Below are 12666 nucleotides of genomic sequence, written 5' to 3' on the forward strand. Positions count from 1 at the left end.
ACCACATTGACGGACGTGACCGGATGTGATCTGGTTAGACTCGCCGTGGTCGATCTGGTCAAAGAGGATCGGGTCCGAGCACGGGTTTCGGTGATCCAGAGCAAAACCAAGCGGCCTGTTCAGTTTGAACTGACGGAAAACACAAGGGAAACTGTCCTGGCTTGGGTCAAATCACCCGAGATGTTGGCTTGCTCGTTCATGTTTCCCAGCCGCTTCCACGATCGCCCTCACATCTCAACCCGTCAATATGGCCGGTTGGTGCACGATTGGGTGTCGGCGATTGGCCTGGAGCCGAGTGGATACGGAACGCATTCGCTGCGCCGAACAAAAGCTGCTGAGATCTACCGGAAAACAGGCAACCTGCGCGCGGTTCAACTCTTGCTCGGTCATACGAAGGTCGATAGCACAGTGCGTTACTTGGGAGTTGAACTCGAAGATGCGCTGAGTATCGCCGAGAATATTGACCTCTAGGCACTAGGCGTGCGGCTGGTGCCGCCTGTCTTTGCGGGCCGACTTGCCGCACGCAGCGCAATTGACGCAAAGTTACCAGCGCCGCCAAACGTCCTCCTGACGTCCGATCGCATCGGTATTTCTGGACAAACTCTGGTTCGAGTGGATTGTCAGTCAACCCAAATTTGCCAATCAGTTAGATAGCTAACCCATTGAATTACATAATGTTACGGATGGCGGCGCAAAGCTCGGGGTGCACTATCCAGCTCTCAGTCTTCTCGTCATGTTCGGAGACATCTCGATACCCAATGAGCGCGCTTCCATCTGAGCCCTTTGAAGGCCGTATGGAACCTGTTCCCGAAGACAGATAGCTCGCAATCATACGGCCCACGCTGGCGAGCGCTCTGTTGGCCGAGGTCGTGGACTTGTAGTTGCCAGCATCTGCAACCTTAACCTCTGCCAATCCGTCCGCTTCCTCCAGCGACAACGCCATCAACATGGCGCGCTGAGGACGCGTCAGGTTTACAGAATGGAGCGCTTCCACGTATTCGTCGGATGTTGGTACCTGCGTCCCTTTGCGAGGATCTGTTCTGCGATCATCGGCCCTACGGGCTTCGCGCGCATCGATGGCGGAATGCAATGCGATGATCGCAGCTTCTTCGGTCTCACCCGTCGCCTCGGCCATCAAGCCGCGCGCCTTCGTTGGCGGTTTGGCAAAGGCGCGTGCAACGAATTTGCCCGCGAGTAGGCCCGACTTGATCTGATATCTGCCGTGTTCGCCGACTTGGATCGGGGCCGGTGTTGCTTTCTTACTTTCCTTGACTTTCTTCGTCTTGGTCATGCCTTTGAAGAGGTCATGGCCCGCATCTGTTCGGCCTTGTGCACTGGAACGTGTCATGGGGAATCCTTTCCCGGATTATTGAGTTTCGTGTATCGATGTGACCGCCTTACGCGGTCAGCCGTCGTGCTTCGGCGAAAGAGACCAGCCGTTCGCCCTTTTCATCCCAGAGCGCCAGCGTTGCGCAGCGCAGGCTTTCACGGAGAGTGAGACGCTGGGCGTTGGCGAGGGCGTCGTGGTCTCGAAGGACCTCCGGAAGACGGTAGAACGGGATGCGGCTGGCCAAATGATGAACGTGGTGGACGCCGATATTCCCGGTGATCCAGCGCAGAATTCTGGGCAGCGCATAGTGCGAACTGCCCTCTAGGGCTGCTTCCTGAATGTTCCAATCCTCGTCGCGTTGCCAGCTGGTTTCCTCGAATTGGTGCTGAATGTAGAAGAACCACATGCCGGCCATTGCAGCGAGAAGCATCGTCGGAAAAAACACGAAGAACAGGACATGCCAACCGCCGAGCCAGACGAGGGTCGCCAAGACTATCGAGATCGCAACATTTGTTGCGAGCGCACTAATCCAATAGTGCCATCCTGATCGCATCAAGCCGACCGGCAGGCGGTTCTGGAGGAAGAAGGTGTAGAACGGCACCACCCCGAACAGAAAGACAGGATTGCGGACAAGGCGATACAAGATCCGGCTGATCCGCCCCTTCTGCCGATATTCGCTGACCGTCAGCGTCGGCAGATCGCCAATGCCTCGACGGTCCAGATTGCCGGTTGTCGCATGGTGGACCGAGTGATTTTTGCGCCAGACATCATAGGGCGTCAGCGTCACCACGCCGATGACACGTCCCAACCAGTCGCAAGCGCGCCGACTGCGAAAAAGGGACCCGTGGCCACAATCGTGCTGGATCATGAAAAGGCGAACCAAGAAGGCCGCGTTTCCCAATGCCAAGATGACGGCCAGCACCATGCTGACCGACAGCAACCACCAAGCCACGGCCCAAATCGCGACAAACGGTGCAACCGTCACGAACACCTCAAACAGACTTCGGGTCGGGTTCGGTGTGCGGTATGGCGCCATAAGGCGTGACCATTCGGATGCATCGCGTTGCGGTTGGGTCGTCGTGGCGGGCTTGGTCATGATGATGGGGCACCCCGAAGGAGCGCCCGCTTGCAAAGATCAGGCAAGCGCGATGTTTGTCGCACTTTCGCGGCCGTCGCGGCCAGGCTCTACTTCGAATGTCACCTTTTGGTCGTCGTTCAAGGTTGTCATGCCCGACCGTTCAAGTGCCGAAATGTGCACAAACACATCCTTGCCACCGGATTCCGGTGCAATGAAGCCGAAGCCTTTGGTGGTGTTGAACCATTTCACTGTGCCATTGGCCATGTGAATTTTCCTTTTGTGATCGCTGCCCGCAACATGCGGCAGCCCGGCTTCTTACGACAATGTCGAGTGCTGTGAGCCGGTGAAGGAAAACAGAATGTCGAATGGAGGTCAGTAGCACCAAATAAGTGGCCATCAACCGGAAGGATTACAAGGCACCCGTTGCCGGGAAGCCGAGGTTTCCTTTGCCAAAGAGGCAACGATCCTCTATGTCTGACAAGCTGCCAGGCGCCCTGGCGGCACGCAAAGGAAAGCCGATATGTCGTTCAACGACCTGGCAAGGAAAGAGGCCGCCGACAAAAAGGCCTCTCAAGAAAAAGAAACGAAATCAACGCCCAACACTGACGAAGGTGCCGTATCGGGGACCAAGCCGGTCGATCCGCCACAGGACTAACAAGCCCGTCGCAGGACTTCACGTTGGTGCAGACAACCTCACGATTTGCGTGTCAGGTTTCCTTCTTCGAGGATTTCGTTGATCAGATCGGCGGTTGCGGCATGCAATTGCCGTTTGGATTTCGACCCGTCTGCTTTTTCGTGAGTTTCGGCAGCATCGCGTAGAATTCCGACGGTCTCGCTGTCCGGCAGCACGTTGCGATCTTGCAGTGCAAGCAACAAGGCCTCGCAAATCGAGAGGGCGGCCATGCCCGCCGGGTCTTGTCGGTCTGACATCGTAGCGTTCCTTTTTCGTTCGTCGAATAGTGAACGAGCGAGGTCGTGAAGTTGTTTGACACTGTCATAGTGCTTTCTGTCGCCCGCACTGATCGAAAGCAGTCTCTATGGAGAATTCTTTTGGGCGCATTCGCAGGTTCTTAGGGGGCCAATTATGAAAGTTGAAACCAGCCCGCTCACCCGAAAGCTCTCTGCATTCGTCAAGCTTTCGGCGTCGGAACTTGGCGTGCTGGATCGGTTGCATGAGCGACGGAAATCCTTTTCAGCGGGACGAGACCTTGTGCATCAAGGCCAATCGGAACAAGCGGCGTATATTCTGGCGGCAGGTTGGGTCGTCTCTTACAAGGTTCAACCGGACGGATCACGCCAGATCGTTGATTTTCAGATACCGGGTGATTTTCTAGGGTTGCGCAGCGTTCTTCTGCACACCTCCGATCACGGCATCGAGCCGATTGTTGAAATTGAGGCGGCCGAAGTCATGGTAGGCGACCTTCTGCAAGCCTTCGCAGAGACGCCACGGCTTGCAACCGCGATCCTTTGGGCGGTATCACGCGACGAAGCCATGGTTGTGGAACACCTTGTTGGGTTGGGACGGCGCAACGCGGACGCGCGCATGGCGCACTTCCTGCTGGAGCTTGGCGTCAGGCTGTCACTGGTTGGGATGGGCAGCCAGGAAGGCTATGCGTGCCCGCTCACACAGTATCATCTGGCCGACGCTTTGGGGTTGAGCGCCATCCATGTCAACCGTGTGTTGCGCAAGCTTCGGGAAAAAGGGCTCGTCACCTTTCGGGATGGTTTGGTGGTGTTTGAAGATTACGAGGGTTTGGTGACAGTGGCCGATTTCGATCCTGCGTACCTGGACCACGCGCGACCCCTTTTGCCCTGAGAAGGCCGCCCGAGGTCTGCCTTCGGACGGCCCAAGATCACATCGCACTTTCGGCATCACATCAAGGCGCGGCTCGCTTGCTTGAGCTCGTTGTGGGCCTCTTCGTCGTTTTCGGCTTCATGGGCCTTTTCAGCGGCCTGATAGTGCTTTAGCGCCGTGGCCTTCTTGGGGCCTTCGGGTGCCTTGTCCCAGGCAGCCTTTACGGAGGCCATGTGTTTCACGGTCTGGTTTTCCTCAGTTTGGTTTTCTTCACTCATGGAATTGTCCTTTCCTGGACGGTCCGAGAAAAAGAGGCGCGGAGACCATGCATTACGAGGGAGCACTACATGTTTCCCGCGCCTCTGGAATACTCGATAAAATCGCCACCTTGACTTGCAGTGGACAGTGTCACCTATTCGCGTTCTCCGCTTCTTCGCACTGACGTAGGTTAGCCCGTCTGAGCCAGATAAAAGAACCATGTTAGAACCACGACTCCGACGACGGCCATCATTGTCCAAGACATCGAAAGCTTTGGAAAACTGATGGTGTCTGTTTTGAGTGATTTCGAATCACGAAGCGGTGCGCTCTTCGGCAGTAATGACAGCAGCTTTACTGCTCTGCTCTCGCTTGCCAGCGCCAGCGCCGGAATGTCGGTTATCGCTTCAAAATGCGTCGTCAGTCGGACTTGCGCGTCATCCGGGCCCAATTGTGAGAGCTCCCGCGCCTCGGTCCAAGGCTCAAGGTCAAGACGCGCAAGCGCTGACAGGACCGTAACGGCTGTGCCGGTTCTGTCCTCACCCACTGCCGAGAAGAGGAAGGCATCGTAGTCGCTGCCATCTGGTCTAAGGACGTCTGAGGCGGACATGGGTTTCCTTTCGAGGTGAGACTGACGCGAACAGATGCACACGGGTGTCTGAAGCGGGGGATTGGCTTTACATGCCAGGCTGACAGCAAAGAACTCGACCGGGGCTAACTTCGATCAGCATCGCAGTCCAAAAGTTCGCATAGTGTGCGTGCAACTGCCTTGTTTCAACGAGGCGTGCTTGTGGCCGCAAGCCACGGTGGCGGCGGCGGAAAGTTCAGCATTCTATTCAATGGAGACCTAGGATGCTCACGCGTTCGACCAAATCAATGGTGACGTTTTCCAACGACTTAACGCTTAACGACAACCAGCTGGAGCTTCCGGCAGGAACGTATGAAATTGTTGTCGAGGAAGAGCTTCTACAAGGGCTGAGCTTCGAGGCTTACCGGCGCACCGCGAAATACCTGATGGTCCGGGGGCGAGGGAGTAATGCGGGTCAAACGACGCCGCAAATGATCACAAAGGAGGAGCTGGAGCATGCAATTGCATGTGACCGGGCCGACTCTGAAACCACCAATAATAGCGAAGCGGCACTTTCCCCGCAGGAGGACACGACATGACGACACCTGAATGGCTGAAACCCGGTATCTATGGCGCGCTGCTTGGCGCAGCGTTTGTTGGCATCGTTGGGTTCTCTTGGGGAGGTTGGGTGACAGGCTCAAATGCTGAGAAGATGGCGAGCGAGATGGCCGAGGATCGAGTCATCGCGGCGCTCGTGCCATTCTGCTTGGACATGTCCCGCACTGATGTTGAACGCACTGCAAAGCTCGAAACGATCCGGGAGGCAACGTCGTTCAGGCGGCGTGATGCCGTGATGGATTCGGGCTGGGCTACAATGCCAGGATCCGAGGGTCCGAACCGCGAGCTGGCGCAAGCATGCATCGAAGGTCTCGACCTTGATGCATCGTAAACACTTCGATCCCTCATCTGTCATGCCTAAGGGTGCCGAACGGCTGCTTCCAAAAAAGGACGGTCGTTTTGTTCTGTCCTTTGTGTCACTCCTCGTACTTGCTGTCGCCGCTCTGATCGCAAACGCGCAGCTGGTGTTCGCACAAGCGCAAGCTTCTCAGGTTCCGGAAAACGCGCAGGCCAAAAGCTGGGGCGACGGGTGGGAATGCATTCGGGGATTTCGTCAGGACGGCGATGCGTGTCTTGCCATCGCCGTTCCGGATAACGCCTATGCGACAAATCGAACCTATGGTTCGGGCTGGGCCTGCCTGCACGGCTTTCAGGAGGTCGATGACGCGACTTGTCTTGAGGTCGTCGTGCCCGATGGCGGATATCTCGACCCGTCGGGACAAAGCTGGAGCTGCCTTCGTGGCTACACGAAGGTCGATGATCTCTGCCTGGAGATCGATTTGCCCCCAAATGCATACCTGTCTGACCGTGGCTATGGAGCGGAATGGCTGTGTGACCGTGGCTACGAGGTCGAAGGCGACACTTGCGTCGCAATCGCGGTCCCCGACAACGCCTTTCTGAATGGATCGGGATACGGGCAGCCATGGACGTGTGAGCGGGGCTATTTCGAACGCGATAACACCTGCGTGGCCGTCGTCGTCCCGGAAAATGCCTATTTCGACGATGCAAGCTATGGCCGGGGCTGGAAGTGCCATCGCGGCTTTGCAGAGTCCGACGACGGCTGCACGAAGATCGACCTCCCTGACAATGCGCATCTCGACCGATCGGGAAACCGCTGGGAGTGCCACAGGAACTTTCAGCGCTCGCAAGGGCGTTGCGTCCTGAACGACTAGCGCTCGCAATCGAAATTGAAACGCGCCTGCCGGCCCGAACGCGTCTTGTGATCGGACCCGACCAGCCCGCTTTGCAAAGGAACAATCATGAAACCGTACACCGCACAAACCCCGACGACAGGGCTTTCCACGATGGGACCACAAGCCCCGCCCGGCATGTCCACCTCCCGCCGATCTCACACCAACACAACGCTGACAAAAGGTGTGCCCACAGCAGTTGTCTATTGTGAGGGGAACTTCGGGCAGATCGACGGCAAGACCGCAAACGGGCTTGTCCGTTACAGCCAAGCTTACCGCATTCTTTCGGTCATAGACAGCGAACTTGAAGGGCAAGACAGCGGGCAGGTGCTGGACAATGTGAGTAACGCAATCCCCATCGTTCAAGATCTCGAGGCTGCGGTTACGCGTGAAGCGCATATACCCGATAGTTTGATTTACGGGATGGCCCCCTCGACCGGCAAAATGTCACCTGCAGATCGAGAGGTCGTGCTGGACGCAATCGCGCTTGGCATGAACATCGTCAATGGTCTGCACGAATACTTCGGCGATGATCCCGAGATTTCAAACGCCGCTGAGGCGGCCAACGTGACGATCCGTGATATCCGCAAACACCGCCCAAGCAAGGACATGCGTCTGTTTGACGGAAGCGTGTCCAGGGTGAAGGCAATTCGCATCGCCGTACTGGGAACAGATTGTGCAATCGGCAAGCGGACGACAGCGACCATTCTGGCCAGGGAACTGAACGAGCGTGGTATCAAGACCATCCTCGTGGGTACCGGCCAGACGGGGCTCATGCAGGGCGCAAAATACGGGATCGCCTTGGACGCGGTGCCACCGCAGTTTTGCTGCGGGGAGCTTGAACGCGTTATTGTCGCGGCGTCTCGCGGCGACGAACCAGACGTCATCCTGATCGAAGGACAAGGTGCGCTCAGCCACCCGGCTTTTTGCACCTCGGCGTTCATCTTGCGCGGCAGCCAGCCGCACGCCGTCGTTCTTCAACATGCGCCCAAACGCGCTCATCGCTGCGACTTTCCTTCCATGCCGGTGCCCGGGCCAAAAAGCGAAATTACCCTAATCGAAGCTTTTGCTGACACACGGGTGATTGGTATCACGCTCAACCACGAAGCGATGACGGGCACCGAGGTTAATCGTGCGATTGACAGTCTTTCACGCGACCTCGGCATTCCGGTTACGGACGCGCTGACCCGGCCGGAAGTGCACCTGAGCGACATGGTCCTGGCCGCCTTTCCGCAGTTGCGGCCCTTGCCTCTCGCGGCCGCGGAATGACCTCGCCGCGGGTGGAAATTGATCTGGGCAAGATCCGGGCCAACGCGCGATATCTCGTCCGACGTCTTGGCGCCCGTGGCATCTCTGTCACGGGTGTGACCAAGGCCGTTTGCGGTCATCCTGACGTCGCAAAAGCGATGCTGAACGGCGGCGTTTTTGGCCTTGCTGACGCGCGCGTCAGCAACATAATTAGAATGCATGCGGCGGGGATCCGTTGCCCCATTTCGATAATACGCGCTCCAATGGCGCACGAGACAAAAGACGTCATCAGATTCTGTGACGCGAGCTACAATACGGAAATGGACACGATCCAGAATCTCGGCGCTGCCGCTAGGGAAAAGGCCATTGTGCACAATATCATCTTGATGGTCGAAATGGGCGATATGCGCGACGGCGTCATGCCTGAGGACCTCAATGATGTCGCGGCGCAAGTCGCTGCAACGCCGGGCGTCGCCCTCAAAGGCATCGCCGCAAACTTCGCCTGCTTGGGCAACGTGGCACCGACGGCCGGCGACCTAGCCATGCTCTCGCGACTGGCCGATCAGGTCGAAGGCGAATGTGGGCCTTATGTGGCCTTAGTGTCTGGTGGCGGCTCGGCCAATTTGCCATGGGCGCTAGGTGAAGGTTCGACCGGGCGGGTCAACAACCTGCGCCTGGGTGAGGCGATCCTGTTGGGCACCGACCCCGTAACAGGGCATCCGATCACTGGCCTTCATACTGATGCTTTTGCCCTTTTTGCCGAGGTGATCGAAACAAGGGACAAACCAAGCGCAATACCACCTGCGTCAATTGTTCCGGAGTTTGGGATACTCAAACTGGTTCGGAATGATGACCTCCGAACCCGAACGATCCTTGCTGTCGGGCAGCAGGACACCGACACAAGCGGCCTTACGTTTCCCTCAGGAGTTATGTTCATCGGCGCGACAAGCGACCACACAGTTGTCGACACAGTCAAATCCACCGTGCCCGTTGGCTCCGAGATGAAAATGGGGATGAATTACAGTGCCCTCATGCGGGCGATGAGCGCCCCAGATGTCGCAAAGACCGTTCATGGCAAGCAAAAGATGAACGGAAGCTCGAAGGATTGCGAGACCCAACCCTACCTGACGCTGGTATGACGCCCAGATGATCGACCGCGGGAACTACGAAAGTCATATCTCGCAGACTTGTCCGACACCGCGCCATAGTAATACGGCCGGTCAATACACATATACATATAAGCCGCATTCGAGAATCCGAGCCTGATCGAGGCCCGAAAATTCCCGCGGAAAACCCAAAAAAAGGATGAAGATCATGTCTTTCAAAGACCTGACGACCAGAGCTGCTGCCATACTGAAATCCAAACCTGCGGAACCGCCGAAAAAAGAAACGGAAATCAAGGTGCGGGAAACTGCTGCGAAATCGGGTTCTCCGGGTCCGAAGAAAACCTGAAGCCTGCATCGGAAGTAGCTGGCTTTACTCAATGTCTTGAAACAACCGCTCAATTGAAAGGATCACCGGCAATGAACGACCAAACAACCAAGACCGTCGCGGTTTTTGACCGGCCTTTCAAACTTCCCGGCTTCGACGAAACGCTTCCTGCCGGTGAGTATGATATCGAGACAGAACTCGCCTCACCACCTGATCACAAGGACCCTCAAGCCTGGAAGGCCTCAGTCGTGGTCCATCTGCATCCACGCCTGTCCCATCCGGGATTGACGCGGAGCCTGACTGTGTCGCTGGCCGATCTCGACCATGCCCGCGCAAAAGACAAACTGTCCGGCAAGGACCTCTCACAGGTCTTTCTCGAAGAAATGCTGGCCGATCCAATGGTGCAACTCGTCATGAAGGCCGACGGGGTGTCTGAGGCTCATTTGCGCCATCTCTACTCGGGATCGCGGACGGCACAGACTGACATGGATGACGCGGACGCTGAGGCCGAAAAAGCAACAGCGCAGGGGGCTTCGCGGGACGCTTCGGACATTCATGACGCCGAGAATGAAGGGATGCCGTGCCGACCGCGCACTTCTTCTGTTTCCGTATGATGTCCGAAACGCGATTTCAGGGACCAAAAGAACGCGAGGAACTGATGAAATCAAAAGTCGACGACACCCTGATGGATCACCCGATCCGCGCGCTCGGCGATGTGCCGAAGCTGCGGAACTGCTTGCGTTGTGATGCTTCGTTTTGGAGCGAAGGGTTCGGCCAGCGCATCTGTGCAAGGTGCAAAAGTTCGACAGTGTGGCGGGCTGCAATGCCCGAAGGCGTCAGCAAAGGTCGGTCTCGCTCCGGCGGTCGGTCGACTTAGATCTGCTGCATGCCGACGATCACGATCGCACACACGACCACCTATCGCTATCGCACCGCCGTGGTCCTTGGACCACACAGGCTGATGTTGCGTCCTCGCGAAACGCGGGATCTCATATTGACGGCTTTCGATCTTGAAATCACGCCGACGGCCCGCATCGACTGGTCCCACGATGTTGCTGGAAACGCCATCGCCATCGCCAACTTTGATGACTCAACGGAGACGCTTTCGATTCGCTCCCACACGACCGCCATCCTCACCGCGCCTGACTGGCCTGTCTTCCCGATCGCGGCCTCTGCGACGTCCTACCCATTCCTTTACTCCGCCGAAGACTTGACAGATCTCGGGGCGCTTTCTGCGCCACAATACCAAGACGACGCAGGGCGCTTGTCAAACTGGGTCGAGCAATTCGTGATGCGCAGGCCAACGGATACGCTGTCGCTCCTGAAGGACGTCAGCAATGGCATCACAGCTCAAATTGCATATGAGATCCGCGAGAGCGAAGGCACGCAAGGACCACTCGAAACCATCGACCGGGGCTACGGTTCGTGTCGCGACTTTGCGGTCCTCTTTGCCGAGGCTATCCGAACGCTGGGATTCGGGGCTCGTCTGGTGTCCGGCTACCTCCGCGACCCCAGTGATGATCGACGAGGATCTGCTGGCTCGGGTTCTACGCATGCATGGGTCGAAGTCTTCGTTCCCGGGGCAGGCTGGGTCCCGTTCGACCCAACGAACAGGTCGGTGGGGTCGGCCAACCTGATCCCGGTGGCCGTTGCGCGGAACATATCACAGGTCGCTCCGGTAACCGGCAGCTTCCAGGGAGAAGGTAACGATCTGCTCTCGATGGAGGTGGTTGTGCGTGTTGAGGATCAGTGATTACGCCGGTAAGAACGGGACGTCCATTCGCCGACTATCATGCGGCGTTCGGACGGTTTGTCCGGGTGCCCTTTTTGGCAGGGCAAAAGACCGCTTCGGCGAAAATGGCTGCAACGCGGCGAAACGTATGTCGCAAATGCGAGAGGTTTCTGCGTCAGCGAAAGCTGCAAGAGAATAAGTCCGCTTTGTCCGCAACTCGGTCATCGCGCCTGATCTTCGGAAGGTCTGATGTCGGCAGAAGCTGACGTCGAGGCTCGAAACTGCGTTTTGACTGCACTGGATGACCGCTCAGCGCCAAACAGCGGTCACCTGACCGAAACAGTCAGATGACGGCGACGAGCCCAAATTGCCGACACGTTCAACTCACTTGCAGCGAAACCCTATCATCGACATCGATCGTTCAAGCGTAGCCATCGTAGTGTAGGCCTCAGCCCGGGCCTCGTTCAACGCGGGCACCGTAGTGCTTGCGTACAGCCGGGTCGCACCTGCCGGATCGTCTGCCTCAAGCCGGTTAAGCACTTCATAGCCAGCCCTGACGATTTCGCGATAGTTATCGCGAAGGTCTTCGTATCGGGTTTCAATAGCTGAAAATGTCGCCAACCTACGGATGGACTTGTCCAGATTACCGAGTACGGTTTCGTTCTTGTCGGTCGTTTTGCGCAACCCACCCAGAGGTCCGTAAAACCCGCTCTCGTCATTGTAGAGTTCCAAAGTGTGAACGCCGGTCGAAACATCGGCGATCGCATCCACTTGGGCCAGCGCAAGCGTGTTAATGGAGTTCTCGACCTGCCGAAGTAGGCTTATGGTCTTCACCTTATTCGCAATGCTCTTATAGCTGCATTCGGTATTTGCCTCGGCAGTGCCTGCAGCAATCATGCACAATGACGCCGCCCAAAAGAATTTTAATAGCGGTACCTTGGCGCATGTGCAGTCCATTTGTTTTTCCCGATGATTCTGTTCTTTCATCGGGGAACGATAGCACGTGAAATGGAACTCGCTACATCCGCGCCGCTCAAACGGGCAGGTGCAGTCAATTTCCGGTATGTCCACGTTGCAGCCGTTCAAGCGACTTGCCGCGAACGGCGGCATTGTCCGCATCTGAGACGTCGGAGGCATCAGTGCCGAATGGCAGGTGCTGGGAGAAGCGGTCGTTCGGGCGCCAAAGCGGACCTCGCGAAGCGGTCCCGTCGTCTCGAAGGGCTTCTGTATGCGGCTTTTAGTCGAAATCGGGCGGCGTCTGCTCAGTTTCCAAGTCGAACTGCTGTATTATGCAAGCATTGCCCTGTTCTCAGCCGCAGAGGATCATGCGAAGATAGTACTGGAGCACACCGTCAGAAATCTCATCTGCTATGCCGAGCGAACTGCGCATTTTTGTACCGGTGGCGATCCGGGCGATCATG

General features: G+C 57.0%; 19 protein-coding genes. 12 read left to right on the plus strand and 7 right to left on the minus strand.

Annotated elements, in window-relative coordinates; translation table 11 throughout:
• On the plus strand, window positions 1-471 hold a 471-nt coding region (locus TR61_RS18330), incomplete at its 5' end, for a tyrosine-type recombinase/integrase (protein ID WP_050931981.1).
• Between the two features lie 196 nt (window positions 472-667).
• Here the strand turns inward: TR61_RS18330 and TR61_RS18335 are convergent.
• From TR61_RS18335 to TR61_RS18345, 3 genes are read right to left on the minus strand one after another with little or no spacing between them, the layout of a single operon-like run.
• Window positions 668-1348, minus strand: a complete 681-nt coding sequence (locus TR61_RS18335) for a hypothetical protein (RefSeq protein ID WP_050931982.1) — start codon at window positions 1346-1348, stop codon at window positions 668-670.
• Between the two features lie 49 nt (window positions 1349-1397).
• A complete protein-coding gene (locus tag TR61_RS18340) occupies window positions 1398-2426 on the minus strand; it encodes a fatty acid desaturase family protein (RefSeq protein ID WP_050931983.1) in 1029 nt (342 codons plus the stop codon).
• A gap of 39 nt (window positions 2427-2465) precedes the next feature.
• Window positions 2466-2672: a cold-shock protein gene (locus tag TR61_RS18345; RefSeq protein WP_050931984.1), complete on the minus strand. Its 207-nt coding sequence runs from the start codon at window positions 2670-2672 to the stop codon at window positions 2466-2468.
• Between the two features lie 256 nt (window positions 2673-2928).
• On the opposite strand from TR61_RS18345, the gene TR61_RS20525 reads away from it, so the two are divergent.
• Entirely contained in the window at window positions 2929-3063 is a 135-nt protein-coding gene (locus TR61_RS20525; RefSeq protein ID WP_281178082.1) for a hypothetical protein, read from the plus strand.
• A 38-nt stretch (window positions 3064-3101) separates the two neighbouring features.
• Here the strand turns inward: TR61_RS20525 and TR61_RS18350 are convergent, their stop codons facing one another.
• Window positions 3102-3338 (minus strand): hypothetical protein, encoded by a 237-nt coding sequence (locus TR61_RS18350; protein WP_050931985.1) that lies wholly within the window; start codon window positions 3336-3338, stop codon window positions 3102-3104.
• Between the two features lie 154 nt (window positions 3339-3492).
• Between TR61_RS18350 and TR61_RS18355 the strand changes: the two genes are divergently transcribed.
• Window positions 3493-4224: a Crp/Fnr family transcriptional regulator gene (locus TR61_RS18355; RefSeq protein WP_050931986.1), complete on the plus strand. Its 732-nt coding sequence runs from the start codon at window positions 3493-3495 to the stop codon at window positions 4222-4224.
• A 56-nt stretch (window positions 4225-4280) separates the two neighbouring features.
• On the opposite strand, the gene TR61_RS18360 is transcribed toward TR61_RS18355, so the two are convergent.
• Together TR61_RS18360 and TR61_RS18365 are read right to left on the minus strand one after the other, a co-directional pair.
• A complete protein-coding gene (locus tag TR61_RS18360; protein ID WP_050931987.1) occupies window positions 4281-4481 on the minus strand; it encodes a hypothetical protein in 201 nt (66 codons plus the stop codon).
• Window positions 4482-4651: 170 nt separating this feature from the next.
• On the minus strand, window positions 4652-5068 hold the full coding sequence (locus TR61_RS18365; RefSeq protein ID WP_050931988.1) for a hypothetical protein: 417 nt from the start codon (window positions 5066-5068) through the stop codon (window positions 4652-4654).
• 242 nt (window positions 5069-5310) lie between these two features.
• On the opposite strand from TR61_RS18365, the gene TR61_RS18370 reads away from it, so the two are divergent.
• The 8 genes from TR61_RS18370 to TR61_RS18400 all read left to right on the plus strand — a co-directional run bounded on the left by TR61_RS18370 (window position 5311) and on the right by TR61_RS18400 (window position 11266).
• Window positions 5311-5625, plus strand: coding sequence for a hypothetical protein (locus TR61_RS18370; protein ID WP_050931989.1), 315 nt, complete (start codon window positions 5311-5313; stop codon window positions 5623-5625).
• Window positions 5622-5975 carry a hypothetical protein gene (locus tag TR61_RS18375; protein ID WP_050931990.1) on the plus strand — a complete coding sequence of 118 codons (354 nt, stop codon included), beginning with the start codon at window positions 5622-5624 and terminating at the stop codon, window positions 5973-5975. The genes TR61_RS18370 and TR61_RS18375 overlap by 4 nt, the downstream gene beginning before the upstream one ends.
• A gap of 82 nt (window positions 5976-6057) precedes the next feature.
• Window positions 6058-6816 carry a hypothetical protein gene (locus TR61_RS18380; protein ID WP_082182041.1) on the plus strand — a complete coding sequence of 253 codons (759 nt, stop codon included), beginning with the start codon at window positions 6058-6060 and terminating at the stop codon, window positions 6814-6816.
• Window positions 6817-6903: 87 nt separating this feature from the next.
• A complete protein-coding gene (locus TR61_RS18385; RefSeq protein ID WP_245626929.1) occupies window positions 6904-8103 on the plus strand; it encodes an N-acetyltransferase DgcN family protein in 1200 nt (399 codons plus the stop codon).
• A gap of 11 nt (window positions 8104-8114) precedes the next feature.
• A complete protein-coding gene (locus TR61_RS18390; RefSeq protein ID WP_172677023.1) occupies window positions 8115-9221 on the plus strand; it encodes an alanine/ornithine racemase family PLP-dependent enzyme in 1107 nt (368 codons plus the stop codon).
• A 175-nt stretch (window positions 9222-9396) separates the two neighbouring features.
• Window positions 9397-9534 carry a hypothetical protein gene (locus TR61_RS20040; RefSeq protein WP_157440980.1) on the plus strand — a complete coding sequence of 46 codons (138 nt, stop codon included), beginning with the start codon at window positions 9397-9399 and terminating at the stop codon, window positions 9532-9534.
• Window positions 9535-9605: 71 nt separating this feature from the next.
• Window positions 9606-10127, plus strand: coding sequence for a hypothetical protein (locus TR61_RS18395; protein WP_050931993.1), 522 nt, complete (start codon window positions 9606-9608; stop codon window positions 10125-10127).
• A 272-nt stretch (window positions 10128-10399) separates the two neighbouring features.
• Complete coding sequence (locus TR61_RS18400) at window positions 10400-11266, plus strand: transglutaminase family protein (protein WP_050931994.1); 867 nt, start codon at window positions 10400-10402, stop codon at window positions 11264-11266.
• Between the two features lie 363 nt (window positions 11267-11629).
• Here the strand turns inward: TR61_RS18400 and TR61_RS18405 are convergent, their stop codons facing one another.
• Window positions 11630-12232: a hypothetical protein gene (locus tag TR61_RS18405; protein WP_157440981.1), complete on the minus strand. Its 603-nt coding sequence runs from the start codon at window positions 12230-12232 to the stop codon at window positions 11630-11632.
• A 241-nt stretch (window positions 12233-12473) separates the two neighbouring features.
• Between TR61_RS18405 and TR61_RS20300 the strand changes: the two genes are divergently transcribed.
• Window positions 12474-12666 (plus strand): hypothetical protein (locus TR61_RS20300; RefSeq protein ID WP_216595439.1); only part of this gene is annotated, 193 nt, incomplete at its 3' end.

It is taken from the genome of Aestuariivita boseongensis (assembly GCF_001262635.1).
Taxonomy (GTDB): Bacteria; Pseudomonadota; Alphaproteobacteria; order Rhodobacterales; family Rhodobacteraceae; genus Aestuariivita; species Aestuariivita boseongensis.

Coding starts and splice junctions, on each gene's coding strand:
- TR61_RS18370 (WP_050931989.1), top strand. CDS start 5,311: ATGCTCACGCGTTCGACCAAATCAATGGTGACGTTTTCCAACGACTTA.
- TR61_RS18365 (WP_050931988.1), bottom strand. CDS start 5,068: ATGTCCGCCTCAGACGTCCTTAGACCAGATGGCAGCGACTACGATGCC.
- TR61_RS18400 (WP_050931994.1), top strand. CDS start 10,400: ATGCCGACGATCACGATCGCACACACGACCACCTATCGCTATCGCACC.
- TR61_RS18350 (WP_050931985.1), bottom strand. CDS start 3,338: ATGTCAGACCGACAAGACCCGGCGGGCATGGCCGCCCTCTCGATTTGC.
- TR61_RS18405 (WP_157440981.1), bottom strand. CDS start 12,232: ATGAAAGAACAGAATCATCGGGAAAAACAAATGGACTGCACATGCGCC.
- TR61_RS18335 (WP_050931982.1), bottom strand. CDS start 1,348: ATGACACGTTCCAGTGCACAAGGCCGAACAGATGCGGGCCATGACCTC.
- TR61_RS18345 (WP_050931984.1), bottom strand. CDS start 2,672: ATGGCCAATGGCACAGTGAAATGGTTCAACACCACCAAAGGCTTCGGC.
- TR61_RS20525 (WP_281178082.1), top strand. CDS start 2,929: ATGTCGTTCAACGACCTGGCAAGGAAAGAGGCCGCCGACAAAAAGGCC.
- TR61_RS18360 (WP_050931987.1), bottom strand. CDS start 4,481: ATGAGTGAAGAAAACCAAACTGAGGAAAACCAGACCGTGAAACACATG.
- TR61_RS18395 (WP_050931993.1), top strand. CDS start 9,606: ATGAACGACCAAACAACCAAGACCGTCGCGGTTTTTGACCGGCCTTTC.
- TR61_RS18355 (WP_050931986.1), top strand. CDS start 3,493: ATGAAAGTTGAAACCAGCCCGCTCACCCGAAAGCTCTCTGCATTCGTC.
- TR61_RS20040 (WP_157440980.1), top strand. CDS start 9,397: ATGTCTTTCAAAGACCTGACGACCAGAGCTGCTGCCATACTGAAATCC.
- TR61_RS18375 (WP_050931990.1), top strand. CDS start 5,622: ATGACGACACCTGAATGGCTGAAACCCGGTATCTATGGCGCGCTGCTT.
- TR61_RS18340 (WP_050931983.1), bottom strand. CDS start 2,426: ATGACCAAGCCCGCCACGACGACCCAACCGCAACGCGATGCATCCGAA.
- TR61_RS18385 (WP_245626929.1), top strand. CDS start 6,904: ATGAAACCGTACACCGCACAAACCCCGACGACAGGGCTTTCCACGATG.